Annotated in this window: 15 protein-coding genes and 3 tRNA genes; 11 read left to right on the top strand and 7 right to left on the bottom strand. The window is 70.5% G+C overall.

The genetic code is table 11. The features are described 5' to 3' along the window. Positions 1-931 (bottom strand): FAD:protein FMN transferase (locus BGO15_RS05190; RefSeq protein WP_286747469.1); only part of this gene is annotated, 931 nt, incomplete at its 3' end. Between the two features lie 407 nt (positions 932-1,338). Next, entirely contained in the window at positions 1,339-1,827 is a 489-nt protein-coding gene (locus BGO15_RS05195; protein WP_045247768.1) for a YajQ family cyclic di-GMP-binding protein, read from the bottom strand. 72 nt (positions 1,828-1,899) lie between these two features. Here BGO15_RS05195 and BGO15_RS05200 point away from each other — a divergent pair, with 72 nt between their 5' ends. From BGO15_RS05200 to BGO15_RS05220, 5 genes are all read left to right on the top strand, one after another. After that, a complete protein-coding gene (locus tag BGO15_RS05200; protein ID WP_045247769.1) occupies positions 1,900-2,379 on the top strand; it encodes an FBP domain-containing protein in 480 nt (159 codons plus the stop codon). 69 nt (positions 2,380-2,448) lie between these two features. Further along, positions 2,449-3,369, top strand: a complete 921-nt coding sequence (locus BGO15_RS05205; protein ID WP_056207694.1) for a PfkB family carbohydrate kinase — start codon at positions 2,449-2,451, stop codon at positions 3,367-3,369. A 95-nt stretch (positions 3,370-3,464) separates the two neighbouring features. Next, positions 3,465-3,546, top strand: a tRNA-Tyr gene (locus tag BGO15_RS05210). Between the two features lie 107 nt (positions 3,547-3,653). Then, positions 3,654-4,235, top strand: a complete 582-nt coding sequence (locus tag BGO15_RS05215) for a YdeI/OmpD-associated family protein (RefSeq protein ID WP_056207692.1) — start codon at positions 3,654-3,656, stop codon at positions 4,233-4,235. Positions 4,236-4,355: 120 nt separating this feature from the next. Beyond that, positions 4,356-5,306: a hypothetical protein gene (locus BGO15_RS05220; protein ID WP_056519344.1), complete on the top strand. Its 951-nt coding sequence runs from the start codon at positions 4,356-4,358 to the stop codon at positions 5,304-5,306. Positions 5,307-5,413: 107 nt separating this feature from the next. On the opposite strand, the gene BGO15_RS05225 is transcribed toward BGO15_RS05220, so the two are convergent. Further along, on the bottom strand, positions 5,414-6,979 hold the full coding sequence (locus tag BGO15_RS05225) for a phytoene desaturase family protein (protein WP_056519347.1): 1,566 nt from the start codon (positions 6,977-6,979) through the stop codon (positions 5,414-5,416). 75 nt (positions 6,980-7,054) lie between these two features. Between BGO15_RS05225 and BGO15_RS05230 the strand changes: the two genes are divergently transcribed. The 4 genes from BGO15_RS05230 to BGO15_RS05245 all read left to right on the top strand — a co-directional run bounded on the left by BGO15_RS05230 (position 7,055) and on the right by BGO15_RS05245 (position 9,676). Further along, positions 7,055-7,855, top strand: coding sequence for an inositol monophosphatase family protein (locus BGO15_RS05230; RefSeq protein ID WP_056519350.1), 801 nt, complete (start codon positions 7,055-7,057; stop codon positions 7,853-7,855). 232 nt (positions 7,856-8,087) lie between these two features. After that, positions 8,088-9,425 (top strand): M23 family metallopeptidase, encoded by a 1,338-nt coding sequence (locus BGO15_RS05235; protein WP_056207689.1) that lies wholly within the window; start codon positions 8,088-8,090, stop codon positions 9,423-9,425. 81 nt (positions 9,426-9,506) lie between these two features. Further along, positions 9,507-9,578: transfer RNA gene (locus BGO15_RS05240), tRNA-Thr, on the top strand. Between the two features lie 24 nt (positions 9,579-9,602). Next, positions 9,603-9,676 (top strand) — tRNA-Met (locus tag BGO15_RS05245). Positions 9,677-9,738: 62 nt separating this feature from the next. Here the strand turns inward: BGO15_RS05245 and BGO15_RS05250 are convergent. Beyond that, positions 9,739-10,014 carry a hypothetical protein gene (locus BGO15_RS05250; protein WP_056207686.1) on the bottom strand — a complete coding sequence of 92 codons (276 nt, stop codon included), beginning with the start codon at positions 10,012-10,014 and terminating at the stop codon, positions 9,739-9,741. 74 nt (positions 10,015-10,088) lie between these two features. Between BGO15_RS05250 and BGO15_RS05255 the strand changes: the two genes are divergently transcribed. Further along, positions 10,089-10,694: a dihydrofolate reductase family protein gene (locus BGO15_RS05255; RefSeq protein ID WP_056519354.1), complete on the top strand. Its 606-nt coding sequence runs from the start codon at positions 10,089-10,091 to the stop codon at positions 10,692-10,694. A gap of 15 nt (positions 10,695-10,709) precedes the next feature. Here BGO15_RS05255 and BGO15_RS05260 read toward each other — a convergent pair whose 3' ends face one another. The 3 genes from BGO15_RS05260 to BGO15_RS05270 form a co-directional block, all read right to left on the bottom strand. After that, the gene (locus tag BGO15_RS05260) at positions 10,710-11,960 is read right to left on the bottom strand and encodes a calcium:cation antiporter family protein (RefSeq protein ID WP_056207683.1); all 1,251 of its coding nucleotides are present in this window, start codon (positions 11,958-11,960) and stop codon (positions 10,710-10,712) included. Positions 11,961-12,258: 298 nt separating this feature from the next. Continuing rightward, entirely contained in the window at positions 12,259-13,671 is a 1,413-nt protein-coding gene (locus tag BGO15_RS05265) for a sensor histidine kinase (protein WP_056519357.1), read from the bottom strand. Continuing rightward, positions 13,661-14,335 carry a response regulator transcription factor gene (locus BGO15_RS05270; RefSeq protein WP_056207678.1) on the bottom strand — a complete coding sequence of 225 codons (675 nt, stop codon included), beginning with the start codon at positions 14,333-14,335 and terminating at the stop codon, positions 13,661-13,663. Before BGO15_RS05270 ends, BGO15_RS05265 begins: the two co-directional genes overlap by 11 nt. A 111-nt stretch (positions 14,336-14,446) precedes the next feature. Between BGO15_RS05270 and BGO15_RS05275 the strand changes: the two genes are divergently transcribed. After that, positions 14,447-15,655: a glycosyltransferase family 87 protein gene (locus tag BGO15_RS05275; protein ID WP_162237856.1), complete on the top strand. Its 1,209-nt coding sequence runs from the start codon at positions 14,447-14,449 to the stop codon at positions 15,653-15,655. Positions 15,656-15,703 lie beyond the last annotated feature (48 nt).

Genomic DNA, 15,703 nt, shown 5'->3' on the forward strand with positions numbered 1-15,703 from the left:
GATGGATGTCGCGCCCCGCCCGCTGCCACCGGCGATGAAGAACACTGGATGTCGCGATGCCCGCGCCCGCGCGCAGGGTGACCTGGTCGATCGGCTCGCCCGCGGCATCCTGCACCGTCACCTGCCAGCCGCCGACCGGCTCGGGGCCGGCGCAGGCGATGTCGCCGCCGAGGGAGAGCAGCACGCCGCAGTCGCACGCGACGGCGACTGCGGCTGCCACGCGATCGGCGGCGAGCGCCTTCGCGGTCGCGCCGAGGTCGAGGGAGAGGTGCGCGGGCACTGTTAGCAGGTCGCCGTCGAGCGTGATGCGGCGCCACCCGGGGGTGTGACGCACGACGACGCGGATGGGCCGGTCGTCGTCGAGGATCAGGCGGATGTCGCGGTCGTAGCCGAGGGCGTCCATCGCGGTGCGCACGGTGGGGTCGACGAGTCCGCCGGTGAGCTCGGCGGCCTCGAGGGCGGCGCGCACGAAGTCGGCGAGCGTGGCGCTCACACGCACTCCGTCCGGCAGCCGGTCGGAGATGCGGTTGAGTTCGGATGTCGCGTCGAACCGGTCGACCGCGGCGGCGATGATCGCGAGCTCGCGCTGCGCGACCTCGATCGCCATCGGGAGGGCGTCGTCGCGGGTGACCACGAGGCGGGCGTCGGTCGACCACAGCGCCCACTCGTGCGCGGCGGTCATCGTGAGCCCGACGTCGTGCCGTGCGAGGTGGTGCCGGATCCGCTCGAGACCGAGCCGGAGTTCGAGCTGGTCGATCCGCTGCTCGAGCTCGAGCTCGAACCGGACGACGTCGTGCCCGAGCTGGTGGTGCCCGAACTGGTGGTGCCCGACGACGACGTGCTCGAGCCGGATGTGCCCGTGCTCGACGTCCCCGTGCTCGAGGTGCCCGTGCTCGAGGACGACGTCGAGGTCGTGCTCGTTCCGCTCCACTCGGTCGCGACCGCGGGGGCGGCGGCGATCAGCACGCCCGCTCCGGCTGAGATCACCGCGGCGGTCGCGAGGGTCGCCCGCAGCTTCGCCTTCTCACTTCTGCGCATCGGATGCTCCTTCCGTTGTGAAAGAAGCGTGCGCGTCGCACTGATGCGCTCCCGAGGTCTGCGCCGGGCGGGCGGGGAGAGAACGCTATGCGATTGCTGTGACGGGATGCCGCGGCATCCGGGTCGATCACCGCGCGGTCCCGCTCTCCGCGACTTAGTCCACCCCCGGCCCCGGCGGCATTCGGCCGCGAAAAGCAGCGAGGTAGGCCTTGGCTTCGTAGGGTTCGAATCCCATCTCGCGATATGCGGCGAGTATCTGGTCGTCGGTGGCCCGGTCGGAGTCCTCGAGGTCCGGCGCGATCACCGGTAGTTGACGAACTGCAGGTCGACGTCGAGGTCGGCGGCCTTGAGGAGGCGCTGCACTTCCTGCAGGTCGTCGCGCGACTTCGAGGTCACGCGCAGCTCGTCGCCCTGGATCTGGCTCTTCACGGTCTTGGGGCCCTCGTCGCGGATGATCTTGCCGATCTTCTTCGCGTTCTCCTGCGAGATGCCTTCCTTGAGGCTCGAGGTGATGCGGTACTCCTTGCCGCTGGCGACGGGGTCCCCGGAGTCGAGCGACTTCAGCGAGATGCCGCGCTTGATGAGCTTCGACTGGAACACGTCGAGCACGGCCTTCGCGCGCTCCTCGCTGTTCGCCTTGATGAGGATCTGCTCGCCGCTCCACGCGATCGACGCGTCGGTGCCCTTGAAGTCGTAGCGCTGCTCGACCTCTTTGTGCGCCTGGTTGAGGGCGTTGTCGGCCTCCTGACGATCGATTTTGCTGACGATATCGAAGGAGCTGTCTGCCATGCCCGCGAGTCTAGCCGCGGCGTGTGGCGGCGTCCCGAGCCGGGGCGCTGCCCGGTTCGTAGACTGGTCGGCATGCACGCGCTCACCGAGAACGATCTGCGCGCCGCGTTCGTGAACGCCTCGACCGACGACCTGCGTCTGCTGGCCCTGCCGCACGACTTCCCGATCCTCGACTGGGACCACCTCGACTTCCTCGCCTGGCGCGACCCCGAGAACCGAGACCGCGGCTACCTCGTCGCCGAACGCGACGGCTCCCCGCACGGGGTCGTGCTGCGCGCGGCATCCTCGTCGTCACGCGGACATGTGGGCCTGTGCAACCTCTGCCACACGATGCAGCCGGGCAACCAGGTGACGCTCTTCTCGGCGCGACTTCCGGATGCCTCGGGGTCGAGCGTCGGCACCTACATCTGCGCCGATCTCAGCTGCCACGAGAACGTGCGGCTGGCGGCGCCGCTGGCGCCGGGCGAGATCCGGGCGAGCGTCGACGTGCGCATCGACGGCACGAAGGAGCGGGCGGAGTCGTTCGTCGCCCGCGTCGCCGAGCGCGTCTGACACGCCCCGCGCGCGGTGGCGCCCTGCGCTCCGCGCTGACAGAGTGGGCACGACTGCGAAGGAGCATCCATGGCCGCTGAATCCCGGGTCGTCGTGATCGGCGACGCGCTCATCGACGAACTGCGCGACGACAGCGGGGTGCGCGAGTTCGTCGGCGGTGCGGCCCTGAACGTCGCCGTCGGACTGTCGCGTCTCGGCGTGCCGACGAGCCTCATCGCGATGGTCGGCGACGACGAGCCGGGGGAGCGCATCCGCGGGTTCCTCGCCGACTACGGGGTCGAGCTGATCGCCTCCGCGTCACCGCACGGCACCTCGCGCGCGGTCAGCACGCGCAGCGCCGGCGGCGAGCCGACCTACGTCTTCAACACGGCCGCCCAACAGCGGCGAGTCGTCTACGGCGCCGCCGAGCGTGCGGCCATCGCCGCCGCGCCGCTCGTCGCGATCAGCTGCGTGCCGTTCGACGACCGCGCCCAGACCGACGAGCTGATCGACGCGGTGGCCGCGGCATCCGTCGTCGCCATCGATCCGAATCCTCGCGCCGGCATGCTGCACGACCGCGACGAGTTCGTGCGCGGGTTCGAGCGCGCGGCCGCGGGGGCGACCCTCGTCAAGGTGGGCGACGACGACGCCGAGCTGCTCTACGGCATCTCCCTCGATGCGCTCACCGACCGACTCGTCGGCCTCGGCGTCGGGGCGGTGCTCGCGACCCGCGGTTCTGCGGGCGCGCGCATCGTCGCCGGGGACGCCGATGTGTCGCTGCCCGTCTCGGCCCTGCCGGGACGCATCGTCGACACGATGGGAGCCGGCGATGCGGTGCTCGCGTCGGTCGCGGCATCCGTCATCGAGGGGCGTCCGGAGAGCGGCGACGCGTGGCGCGCGGTGCTGCACCGGGCGATGGATGTCGCGGCCGCGACCTGCCGCGTCGAGGGCGCCCTGCTGCGGCTCCCCGAGTCGCTGGGCGGCATCGACCTCGACCGCATCGGCACCTGAGCGCGCACCCGGGCCGATTTCGACACGGACCGCATCCCGGGTAAGATCGGAGATCGCGCCTCCGGTCGACTGAAAAAGCCGGGCGGGTGCGCCATGGCAGGTTACCCAAGCGGCCAAAGGGATCTGATTGTAACTCAGCCGGCTCAGCCTTCGGGGGTTCGAATCCCTCACCTGCCACCCCAGAACGGGCCTCGCATGTCGAGGCCCGTTCCTCGTTTTTCCGGGCGGATGTCCCGCCCCGCCCGTATGCTCGGGCGCGTGACCGCGGCATCCGGATTCGATCAATGACCGACATCGAGGTGTTCGTCGTCGTCGACGTCGCCGCGTGGCGGGAATGGCTGATCGCTCACGATGACGAGTCCGACGGGGTGTGGTTGGCGCTCGCCAAGAAGGGCGTGACCGAGCCGACCTCCCTCGTCTACCAGGAGGCGCTCGAAGAGGCGCTGTGCAGCGGCTGGATCGACGGGCAGAAGCGCTCGAACGACGAGGCCACCTTCCTGCAGCGCTTCACCCCGCGCCGCAAGCGATCGATGTGGTCGGCCCGCAACGTCGAGATCGTCGAACGACTCATCGCCGATGCGCGCATGCGCGCGCGTGGCCAGATCGAGATCGATGCGGCACAGTCCGACGGTCGCTGGGATCGCGCATACTCCGGGGCGGCGACCGCGGAGGTGCCCGACGACCTCGTCGCCGCGCTCGCCGCGGCCGGCCCGACCGCCGTCGAGACCTTCGCCACGGCGAACGCGAACAACCGCTACGCAGTGCTGCACCGCCTCATGACCGCCACCACGGCCGAGACCCGCGCCGCGCGACTCGACCGGCTGGTCGCGCAGTTCGCGCGCGGTGAGCGTCCGCACCCCCAGTAGCCCTCCCCGCACGCTTCCCGCTGGCGGTCATCCACAGCGGGACGTCATCGTCCTGGGCCGCGGGGACGCCGCATGCCACGATGGGGGCAGCGCGACCGACCCGCAGAACGGATCCCTCTCATGACGCAGCCGACGCCCGCCACCCCGCCCGCCGCGAACGGGTCGACCTCGTCCCCACTGGTGCGTGCATCGATCTGGGTCGCCATCGGCGCACTCATCGCCGCAGCAATCGTGAGCGTCGTCTGGGTGCTCGTGGGCAACCAGAACGGCCTCATCGGGCGGGCGTTCCTCACGATCTTCCTGCTCGCCGCATTCGCCGGGGTCTCGATCCTCGAGGCGCGGCTGTCATCGCGGCGTCCGGTGTGGTTCGTGCTGGTCAGCATGACGGTGTGGGTCGTGACGCTGCTCATCGGCGCGATCTTCATCTGGATGCCGGCAGGCTCCGCGCAAAGCGGCTACGACGATCCTTACGGCAGCGGCTCCAACCCGCTCGTCCCGTCGTATGACGGTGTCGACCCGCTTCTCGGCGCGCAGCGCACCTTCTCGTTCTTTCTCGTGGTGCTGATCCTCCAGCTCGCCGTGCTGCACGTGCGCCTCTACGTGAAGGCATGGCTGCGGTTCCGCACGTCGTTCACCACGGTCACGTCTCTCGCGACCATCGCCTTGGTCGGCATCCTCGCCGTGCTGCTGGTGATCCCGCTCGTGCTGCAGGAGTTCCTGCGCTTCCACGACATCTACTGGCGCCTCACGGTCGCCGTCGCCATCCTCGCCGCCGTCGGCACCGCCCTCGTGCCGCTCGTGACCGTGCTGTTCGCGCCGCGGACTCCCAAGCCCCTGGTCGCGGGGCCCCCGCCCGGATGGCCGACCTACGCCGACCGGGTCACGCCGCTGCCTCCGCTGCCGAACGGCACGCCGGACTGGAACGCGTACTACACGGGCCGGCCCAGCTATCCCGCTCCGGGCACGGCCCCCGCTGCCGCACCGGCGCCCGCGGCTCCCGTCGCTGCGCCGACCGGTGACCCGACGCTTCCGCCGCGCCCTCCGCTGCCGCCGCAGACGCCCACGGAGTGACCGCCGGGTCGCACACCCACGGTCAGATCGCGCCCTCCCCGCGTGACCTGACTCGGCGACGGGCCGCGCGACCCGATGGAACGGCGGCCCGCGACTGAACCTGGGGTTCAGGCCTCGAGCAGCTCCCGCGCCGCCCTCGCCGCGTTGTGACCGCCGATTCCGCTGACCGCGCCACCTCGCACCGCGCTCGATCCGCACAGCAGCACCCCGTCGACGCCTGACGCGACGCCCCAGCGGGCGGGTGCGGCATCGGGGGCGTCATCGAGCCACGGCCACGACAACGGGCCGTGGAAGATGTCACCGCCGACCATGCCGAGTGAGCGTTCGAGATCGTCGGTCGTGCGCGCCTCGATGCACGGCGACCCGTCGGGCGCGATCCACAGGCAGTCCTCGATCGGTTCGTCAAGCACCGCGTTCAGCGACCGGATCGCCGCGGACTGCACCTCGTCGCGCGCGCCCGCGGCGTCGCGTCCGGTCACCAACGCGTGCGGCACCTGCAGCCCGAACAGTGTCAGGGTCTGGGCGCCGGCGCTGCGCAGCTCGGGTCCGAGGATCGACGGGTCCGTCAGCGAATGACAGTAGATCTCCGCCGGCAGCGGATCGGGCACGCGACCGGCGCGCGCCGTGGCGTACGCGGCATCCAGATCGCTCATCCGCTCGTTCACGTGGAAGGTTCCCGCGAACGCCGCCTCGGGGGCCACGGATGTGTCGCGCAGCCGCGGCAGTCGACGCAGCAGCATGTTGACCTTCACCTGCGCGCCGGCCGGACGAGAGACAGCGGATGCCTCGCCCCCACCGGCCGTCACCAGATCGGCGAGAACGGCGGCCCCCACGCCCGACAGCACGAGCCTCCCGCGCACCACCCGCCCATCGGCGCAGCGCACCTCGCCGTCGGGTGACACGCTCGTCACCTCCGCGCGCGTGCGCACCTCGGCACCCGCCTCGCGGGCTGCCCGCTCCATCTCTGCGCTGACCCGTCCCATGCCGCCGACGGGCACGTCCCAGTCGCCGGTGCCGCCACCGATCACGTGATAGAGGAAGCACCGGTTCTGGGCGAGAGAGGGGTCGTCCGACCATGACGACGTGCCGATGAGCCCGTCGGTGAGAGCGACCCCGCGCATCAGATCGGTCAGGAGACTCGCGCGCACGAGCTCGCCGAGAGGTCGCTCGGTCACCTGTTCCCACAGTTCGTCGTCGCCGAGCCGCGCGCGCACCGTCGCCGCCGTCGGCAGCGGCTCGGTCATCGTCGGGAACACCGCCGTCGCGAGCGGCGCGAGCCTGGTGAGCAGGTCGCGATAGCGGGAGGCCTCCTCCGGGTCGCCCGTCGTGGCGGTCATCGAGCGGGCGGTGGCCGCGGCATCCTGCGTGTCGACCAGCACGCCCCGTGACGGGTCAGCCGGGTCTGGTGTGTAGGACGAGTAGCGCCGGCGTCGCAGCTCGACGCGCAGGCCCAGGTCGTCGACGATGCGGCGGGGGAGCAGGCTCACCAGGTACGAGTAGCGCGAGAGTGAGGCATCCACGCCCGCCCACGGGCGCTCTGAGACGGCGGCGCCGCCGAGATGAGCGAGCCGCTCGAGGATGACGACCGAGCGTCCAGCCCGGCCGAGGTAGGCGGCCGCGACGAGGGCATTGTGGCCGCCGCCGATGATCACGACATCGTGCGTGGGGGTCATGGCCTCACGCTAGCGGTCCGCCCTGCGGCGTCACCGACGGGCCGGATGCCGCGGCCCGGGCGATAGCGTGGCGGTATGACCCTCCCGCTCGAACTGCAGTCGCTCGCCGTCGAGATCGCCCGGGAGGCGGGAGAGCTCGCCGCCCGCCGACGGGCCGAGGGTGTGACGATCGCGGCGACGAAGTCCGCGCTCGCCGACATCGTGACCGAGGCCGACCGCGAGGTCGAGGCGCTGATCCGCGATCGCATCGCCGCCGCCCGCCCCGATGACGGCTTCCTCGGCGAGGAGTCCGGCGGCGCCGATTCCCGCACCGGCATCGTCTGGGTGGTCGACCCCATCGACGGCACGGTCAACTACGCGTACGGACTCCCGATCTACGCCGTCAGCATCGGCATCGTGACCGGCAGCAGCGACCCGACCGCCTGGGAATCGCTCGCGGGCGTCGTCTACGCCCCGGCGCTCGGAGAGCTCTACCGGGCCGCGCGCGGCGAAGGTGCCTGGCTCGGCGATCACCGCCTGCACGTATCTCCCGAGATCGGCCCCGCCGGTGCCCTGCTCGGAACCGGCTTCGGCTACGACCCCGCCACCCACGCCGGCGATCTCGCCGCCGTGGGCGCGGTGCTGCCCCTCGCGCGCGACCTGCGGCGTATGGGCGCGGCATCCCTCGATCTCGCCGCTGTCGCGGCCGGCCGGCTCGACGGCTACTACGAGCGCGGACTCAAGCCGTGGGACGTCGCCGCCGGAGCCCTGCTGGTCGAAGAGGCGGGTGGCGTGTTCTGGCGCGAGGGCGGTCCGGATGCCGCGGCCCGACCACTCTCGATCGCGGCCCCGGCTCCCCTGTTTGAGAAGCTCGCCGAGGCCCTGCGTAACGGCTAGGTTTCGTGCCGCGACATGCCCTGGCAATCCTCAGGCGATCGGGTTACTGTTTATGAGTTCGTTATCTTCCGGTACCCGCCGAGTCACGAACACCACCCGAACGCAAGACCGTCGCTGGCGCGACAAGACGTGAGACTTTTGTGCTTTGACTTCTGAGACACCCGCATCCGACAGCCTGCCGACCCGTCGTTCCCGCCGCGATTCCGCGAGCGCTGCGACGCCGGCGCCGTCGGTGACCGAGATTCAGGAGCCCGTCACTTCGTCGACCGTCGAGCCCGCGGCATCCATCGTCGATGCGGTCGCCATCGCTGACGCTCTTGTCGTCGCTCCGCTCACCCGCCGCTCCGTTCGTGCGGCGGCGCCGGTGGTCGCTCCCCTCACCCGCCGCGCTGCGCGCGGCCGTGAGCTCGAACTGCCGGCGCTGAGCGAGGTCGTCGGCGCCGAGGTGGTCGAACTCGTCGCCGTCGAGCCCGAGGCCGCCGAGCAGGCTCCCGCCGCTGCGACGGTCGTCGAGATCGTCGCGAGCCCGCAGCGCGAGCTTCCGTTGGCGTTGCCGACGTCACCGGTCGCTCACGCGCACACCGCCGCAGAGTCCGCTCCCCGCGCCGATGCCCCCGCAGCAGATGCGGACGCATCGGCGCCGTCGCGTGAGGCCGACGATGTCGACGCCTTCGCTGAGGCTCTGCGCCGATTCGCTGAGAGCGGCCCCACCCCCATCATCTCTGTGGCCGAGTCGGCTCCCGAGCAGGTCATCGCCGACGAGGCTCCGACCGGCCGCGCGCACCGAGGCCGCGGCGCGAAGAACGCACCGGCATCTGCTCCGTCGTCGGCCATGCCGCGCAAGAGCGTGTTCCGCCGGGTCGCCACCACCTCGTTCTCGGTCGGCGCGATGGGCATCGTCGGCCTCGTCGCGGTCGGCATGACGCTTCCGTCCCAGGCGGTGGCCGCGGCATCCGGCACCGCATCTGTCACCAACGCGGTCTCGCTCGCCGCATCGAACAGCACCGGTGGCGGTGAGAGTGCGATTCAGGCATTCGCCGTACCCAGCGAGGTGCAGACATCCTCGCTCGACCGCAGCGACTACACCACGGGCTCGAAGGCCGACATGGCGGCCTCGCTCGGCATCTCCCACTTCTCGAACTTCTTCACCAACAACCCGAACTCGCCCATCCAGTGGCCGTTCGCCGTCGGCGTCTCGATCAGCTACGGCTTCGGCTGGCGCACGGGTGAGTTCCACGAGGGTCTCGACTTCACCCCGGGCGCCGGAGCGAAGATCCAGGCCGTCGCCGACGGCGTCGTACGCGTCGCCACCGAGAGCGGCGGCGGATACGGCGTGATGATCATCATCGATCACGTGATCGACGGGCAGCCCGTCGCGACGCGCTACGCGCACATGGCGTACGGCTCGCTGCGGGTCAAGGCCGGTGACCACGTGAAGGTCGGCGAGATCATCGGCCAGGTCGGCGACACCGGGTACTCGTTCGGTGCGCACCTCCACTTCGAGGTGCTGCAGAACGGCACGACTCCCATCGATCCGCTGCCCTGGTTGCGTTCGCACGCGGGCGGATGACCCGTCATCCGCGGGGAGGATCCGGTTCGGTGACCGGCCGCGGCTCTGATATCCTCGTGTGGTTGCCCGAAAGGGCGGCACGCCCCGATAGCTCAGTGGCAGAGCACTTCCATGGTAAGGAAGGGGTCGTCAGTTCAATCCTGACTCGGGGCTCGCAGCATGTCTGACATGCGTTGCGGCAGGGTAGCTCAGTTGGTGAGAGCGCACGACTCATAATCGTGAGGTCGCGGGTTCGAGCCCCGCTCCTGCTACAGAAGAAAACCCCCGGTTCGCCGGGGGTTTCGTCGTTCACGGGCGGGACCTCGCCGAACGCTCAGGGGGACGTCGACGACCGAGGGTCGAGCAGCAGAACGTCATCCGGATCGATGTGATACGACGTGCCGCCGCTTCCGGGAGTGGAAGCGGCCGTCGTCGGTGCCGACCGCCGCGGGTCTGACTGCGCGTCGGACGGTGTGACGGCGTGCGGAGATTTCCCGGACGACGCTGCGGCACCCGACGTGCGCGTGGCCGTGTCGATCACGGCCGACACCATGGGAATCGTCAGCGATGCCAGCCCGATCACCACCACGCCGCACGTCACCCAGACCATGACCTGCATCCACCGACGCCGCCGACGAGGTAGCGTGTCGGCAGCACGTCCCGCCCCCCGAGAGGACCCCGCCGATGTCCGACACCACGTGTCACGTCTCGATCTCGCTTGACGGGTTCATCGCCGGTCCGAACCAGTCGATCGATGCGGGACTGGGGGAGCGGGGCATCGAGCTGCACCGGTGGCACATCGGCGACCCCCGGGCGAACGAGGCCGACGCGGTCGCCGCGGGCTGGCTCATGCGCCCGAGGGGTGCCTACGTGATGGGTCGCAACATGTACGCCCCGTCGCGCGGTGCCTGGGCCGACGAGTGGAGCGGATGGTGGGGCGCCGAACCGCCCTACCACGCACCCGTCTTCGTGCTCACCCACCACCCGCACGAGTCGATCGTGATGGAGGGCGGCACCGTCTTCCACTTCGTCACCGACGGGTTCGATGCCGCCTATGCCCGAGCGGTCGAGACGGCGGGTGACCTCGGCGTCGACATCGCCGGCGGGGCATCCACTGTTCGTCAGGCTCTCGAGGCGGATGTCATCGACGAGCTCACCCTCGACATCGCACCCGTGTTGCTGGGGTCAGGGGAGCGCATCTTCGAGGGTCGCGAGACCTTCGGGTTCGAACCCGTCGAGGTGCTGCACTCGCCGCTCGCGACCCACATCCGCTACCGCCGCGTCGGCTGAGCGCCCGACACGACTTCAGCGCGCGGCGACCAGCTCGTCGCGCTCGTCGGCGGCGAAGTGCGTCGACCGTCGGAACGGGGCGGCCAGCGTCGCGCCGATGTCGCGACGGTGCGCGATGAGGAGTCCGACCGCGATGAGCACCTGCACGGCGCTGAGCACGTAGCGCCCGGTCGTGTCGGTGACGAAGAACTGCACCGCGAAGATCGCCGCCAACGCGATCGCCGACCAGCGGTGGAACCGCAGGCCGATGATGATCGCCACCCCCATTACCGTCTGCGTGCCGGTGAGCACGAACTCCTCGACCTGGCGAGCATCGAGGCCGAGCTCACTGCCGCCGCCACCGAGGTAGTGCGCGATCGGGAGGGACCCGACCAGCAGGCTCCACTGGTTGATCTTCGAGGCGATGAGCGTCGCGATGGCGGCGGCACCCATGCCGCGCAGCGCGAACATCACGGCGACGATGAACTCGGGTGCCTCCGACGCCAGCGGCGCCAGCCACTGCACGAGGAAGTAGCTGTCGAATCCGAGCGAGACACCCGTGTCGACGAGGCTCGTCGCGAACGGCTCCGCGCACGCCAGGATGATCGCCGCGGCGACCACGAACAGTGAGATCACGACGGCTCGACGCCGGCCGGTCGGGAGGTCCGCGATCAGCGCTGCGGTGCCCACGAACTCCTCCTCGCCCTCCGAGTGGATGCGTCCCGATCGCCACAGGTAGACGGCGAACACCGCGATGAGCACGACGCCGAACCAGATGGGGATGGCACCCAGCAGCGGGATGGCGAAGGCGATCACCGCGAGGATGGCGAGGAAGCCGACATCGAAACGCGCCGCACGCGGAAGCGGAAGGAACGCGCGTCGGGCCGGGTCGCGCCGGGGGAGTGAACGGTTCGCGACCGCGATCGCGACGATCACGACGAGAGGCCAGCCGAACCCGAGCAGCAAGCGGTTGGAGCCCGTCATGTTCGCCGCGGCATACTGCTCGTACGCCGGGTCGAAGCCCGAGCGGTAGGCGCAGTAGAGATCGACGGCATACTCGGGCAGCACGGCGATCAGAGCGAGGATGGCGATCGCGAGCCCGCCGGAGATGTCCTTCTGCGCGGACTCCGCGGCCCACGCCAGCAGGAACGACGACGCGACGACCGCGGCGCCGAAGACCACCATGTCGAGCAGCGGGCTGGGCGCGAATCCGGTCGCGCGGAACACGATCGCGGGGGCGGCGATCGCCAGGCACAGGGCGATCTTTCGGATGAGGGCGGGGGGCATCGAAGACTCCTCCATCGGGCAGGCCGAGAGGGCGCGGTGACGCAGACACTCCGGCCAGGGACATGGCCGAAGGTCTCGTTCGCTCCGCGGACGGAGTGGCCCGCCGGATCGGATCACCGTGAACCGATCAGTATGTCGACGCAGCCGCGAGGAACTACTCCCCTTCGCTCCCTCCACCCTGACGGGCGCCGCCCCGCGCGAGCAAGCTGAGAGCGGAAGTCTCACGCTTTCGGGTTTCCGAACACCTTTCGGCCGCCCGAAGCGACGAGCGGATGCCGCGGCATCCGCTCGCGTGTCGTCAGGCGCTCGACGCTCCCAGCGCTCCCGGAAGTCTGAGCCGGAACGTCGTTCGGGGTGCGTCGAGGACCACGAGCGTGCCGCCGTGCGCCGTCGCGATGTCGCGGGCGATCGCCAGGCCGAGACCGGAGCCGGGGGTGTCGCGCGCAGCATCCAGTCGGGTGAATCGCCCGAAGATCCGCTCCCGATCCTCGGGGGAGATGGACTCGCCGTCGTTCGACACGTCGACGACGAGGTCGGCACCGTCGCGTCCGCCGACCACCCGAATGGATGTCTCGGCGAACCTCACGGCATTCACGACGAGGTTCGTCACCAGGCGTTCGAGCGCGGCTCTGTCCCCGTCGACGATGAGGCCCGTGGCCATCTCGATCTCGATGGTGGGTCCGTCGGCATCGCGATGCCCGAGTGCCTCGATGGCCGAGATCGCGGCATCGGCCAGATCGACGGAAGTGAACCGGTGCGATCCCGAGTCGATCGCGGCGAGGGCGAGGAGGTCGGCGGCGAGCCGATGGAGGCGTCTCGTGTGCAGCAGCGCGGTCTGCACGGCGCCCGCGTGATCGAGCGCGTCGGGATAGCCCGACGCGACCTCGAGGGTCGTCAGCAGGCTCGCGATCGGCGTGCGAAGCTCGTGCGCGGCATCGTCGAGGAACCGGCGTTGCGCGGCGTCGAGTTCACCGCGTCGGGCGAGAAGCTCATTGAACGTGCGGGCGAGGTCGGCGATCTCGTCGTGCGTTCCCGGCACCGTGAGACGCGCGTCACGGCTCGCCGCGGTCAACCGCGCCGCGTCCCGGCGGATGCGTTCGACCGGACGGAGTGCGAGGGAGACCGCCAGCCACGTCGCCGCGCCGATGATCACGAGAGCGAGGGCGACGCCTGTGATGAGCTGACCGCGCACCTCGTCGAGGACCGGCCGGGAGCCGGCATCCGACTGCACCACATCGACGCGCACGACCGTGCCGGGTGTCGCGCCGGTGGCTGCGGCCTGGGTGGCGCCCACCTCGACGTAGGCCTCGAGCGCGCGGGTCTGCACCTCGCCGGCTGTCACCGACAGCTGCCGGTAGGAGGTGGCGTCCGATGTCGACAGCGGAGCGTCCGTGCGCCACGCCTGGGCGATCAGGGCGGTCGAGGCATCCGCGCCGACGTCGCCGCTGGTGCCGATCACCCGGCCGCTCTCGTCGCTGACCAGGTAGGGGAGGAAGGCCAGGTAGCCGTCGGGGAGGGCAGACGTGCGCAGCAGCGCCGTGATGCCCTGCAGCTGCGTCACCGCCGTCGCGTCGACGCTCTGCTGCTGGGCGCTCGTCAGGGCCCGGTATCCGACCAGAGCCACCGGGATGAGCACGGCAGCCGTGACGGCGACCACGGCCGAGACGATGCGGATGCGGGTGAAGCCGACACGCGGTCGCCTACGCGCCATGCGGCGCCTCCGGCACCAGGCGGTAGCCGACGTGCCGCACCGTCTGAACCATGCGGTGCTCGAACGGGGCGTCGACTTTCGTGCGCAGGCGGTGGACGTGCGCCTCGATCTGATTCGCCGTGCCGGTGCCGTCCCAGACCTCGCGCAGAAGATCCGCCTTCGACACCGGGAGCCCCGCCGCGAGCACGAGCGCCTCGAGCACCGCGAACTCGATCGAGGTGAGATCGATCACCCGTCCCGCCCGCGTGACACTTCGGCTCAGCCGGTCGAGCTCGAGCTCGCCGACCGTCACCGTCGTCGAGGCCGGCGTGCGGCGCACGAGCGCCCGCACGCGCGCGACGAGCACCGCAAACGGGAACGGCTTCGTCACATAGTCGTCCGCGCCCGCGTCGAGCGCCTCGGTCTGGTCGTACACGCCCGTCTTCGCGGTGAGCACGAGGATCGGCGTCTCGATGCCGCGGGAGCGTGCCCGCTCGATCACGCGATAGCCCGACAGGTGCGGCATCATCAGGTCGAGGATGACCACGTCGTACTCGCCTTCCGCAATGCGCTGGTAGGCGGCGAGCCCGTCGTGGACGACGTCGACGGAGAACCCTTCGGCGACCAGTCCCGCGCGAACCGCCGCGGCGAGGTCGACCTCGTTCTCGGCGATCAGCACCCGCATGTCCCCATTATGTGGGGGTGCCATCGCTGCGTGGCCGGCGTCGCCCGCGAGGCTGACGGCCCTGTCAGGCGCAGTCAGCGTCGCTCAGACCACGGCCCCCACGATCGGTGCATGAGAACTGCGCGACGTCTGTCGATGGCCGCGGTCGCCCTCGCGGCTGCGGCGTGCACCTGGATCACGATCACGTGGATCACCCAGGTGAATCCCGTGGACTTCCTCGTCTACCGGTATGGTGCCCAGCTGATGCTCGCGGGCGGCGACCCGTACGCGGGCAACCTGCAGGGCCCGATGATGCCGGAAGGCGGCATGCCCTTCACCTACACGCCGTTCGCGGTTCTGAGTCTCGTGCCCACCGTGCTCTTCGACACACGTACCGCTTACGTGCTGTGGAGCATCGCCAGCATGGCCGTCGTGGCGTGGGCGGTCTGGCGGTTCGCCCCGGAACGGTGGCATGGGCGTCCGGTCGTCATGACGTCGCTCGTCGTGGCCGCGGCATCCACGACGATGGTCACCCAGCACCTCTCCTTCGGACAGATCAACCTGCCCCTCATGGCGCTGGTGCTGTGGGACCTCACCCGGTCCGACTCGCGTGGCGCTGGCCGCGTTCCGGTCGGTCTGTTCGTCGGCGTCGCCGCCGCGATCAAACTGACCCCGGGCCTGTTCATCGCGCATCTGCTCGTCACGCGGCAGTGGCGACGTGCGGGATGGGCGCTCGTCGGCTTCCTCTCGGCGACGGCGCTCGCGTTCGCCCTGCTGCCCGCGGTGAGTGCGCGCTTCTGGACCTCGGTCATCTGGCAGCTCTCGAGTCGCGTGGACTTCACGGGAGGTGGCTTCGCCAGCTACGGCAACAACTCCGTGCCCGGTGTGCTCGCCGCCGCGGGCGCTGCTCCGGTCGTCGGCAGCGCCGTCGCGGCTGTGGTCGCGCTGGGGGGACTGATGCTCGCCGCTCGCGCCTATCGGCGCGGCGCGGCGATCGAGGCGGTGCTCATCGTCGGGCTCGTCGCCCCGATGGTCTCGCCGATCAGCTGGATCCATCACTGGGTATACATCCTTCCCGCCGCCGTCGTCGTGCTCTCCCGTGCGGGGGTGCGCACGAGGGTCGTGGCGCTCGCCGTCGGCTTGCCCGTACTCGCGGCAGGGCCAGGACTCGGCGAGTTTCTCCTCTCCGCACTGTGGCCGTTCTGGCCGTGGGCGGCTGCTCTGCGGGAGTGCCTGCTGTTGACCAGCATCGTTCTCGTGATCGCGCTCGCCCGCGCAGGATCTGTGCGTCCGATGGTGCGCGGGGCAGGGTCTGTCCCGGTCCCCGCGGCTCTTCACTGACGGGCATGGGGGCCGCGCTCGCGGACAAGAGAGCGAGGGCGCTGACGC

The sequence above is a fragment of the Microbacterium sp. 71-23 genome (assembly GCF_001897265.1).
GTDB lineage: Bacteria > Actinomycetota > Actinomycetes > Actinomycetales > Microbacteriaceae > Microbacterium > Microbacterium ginsengisoli.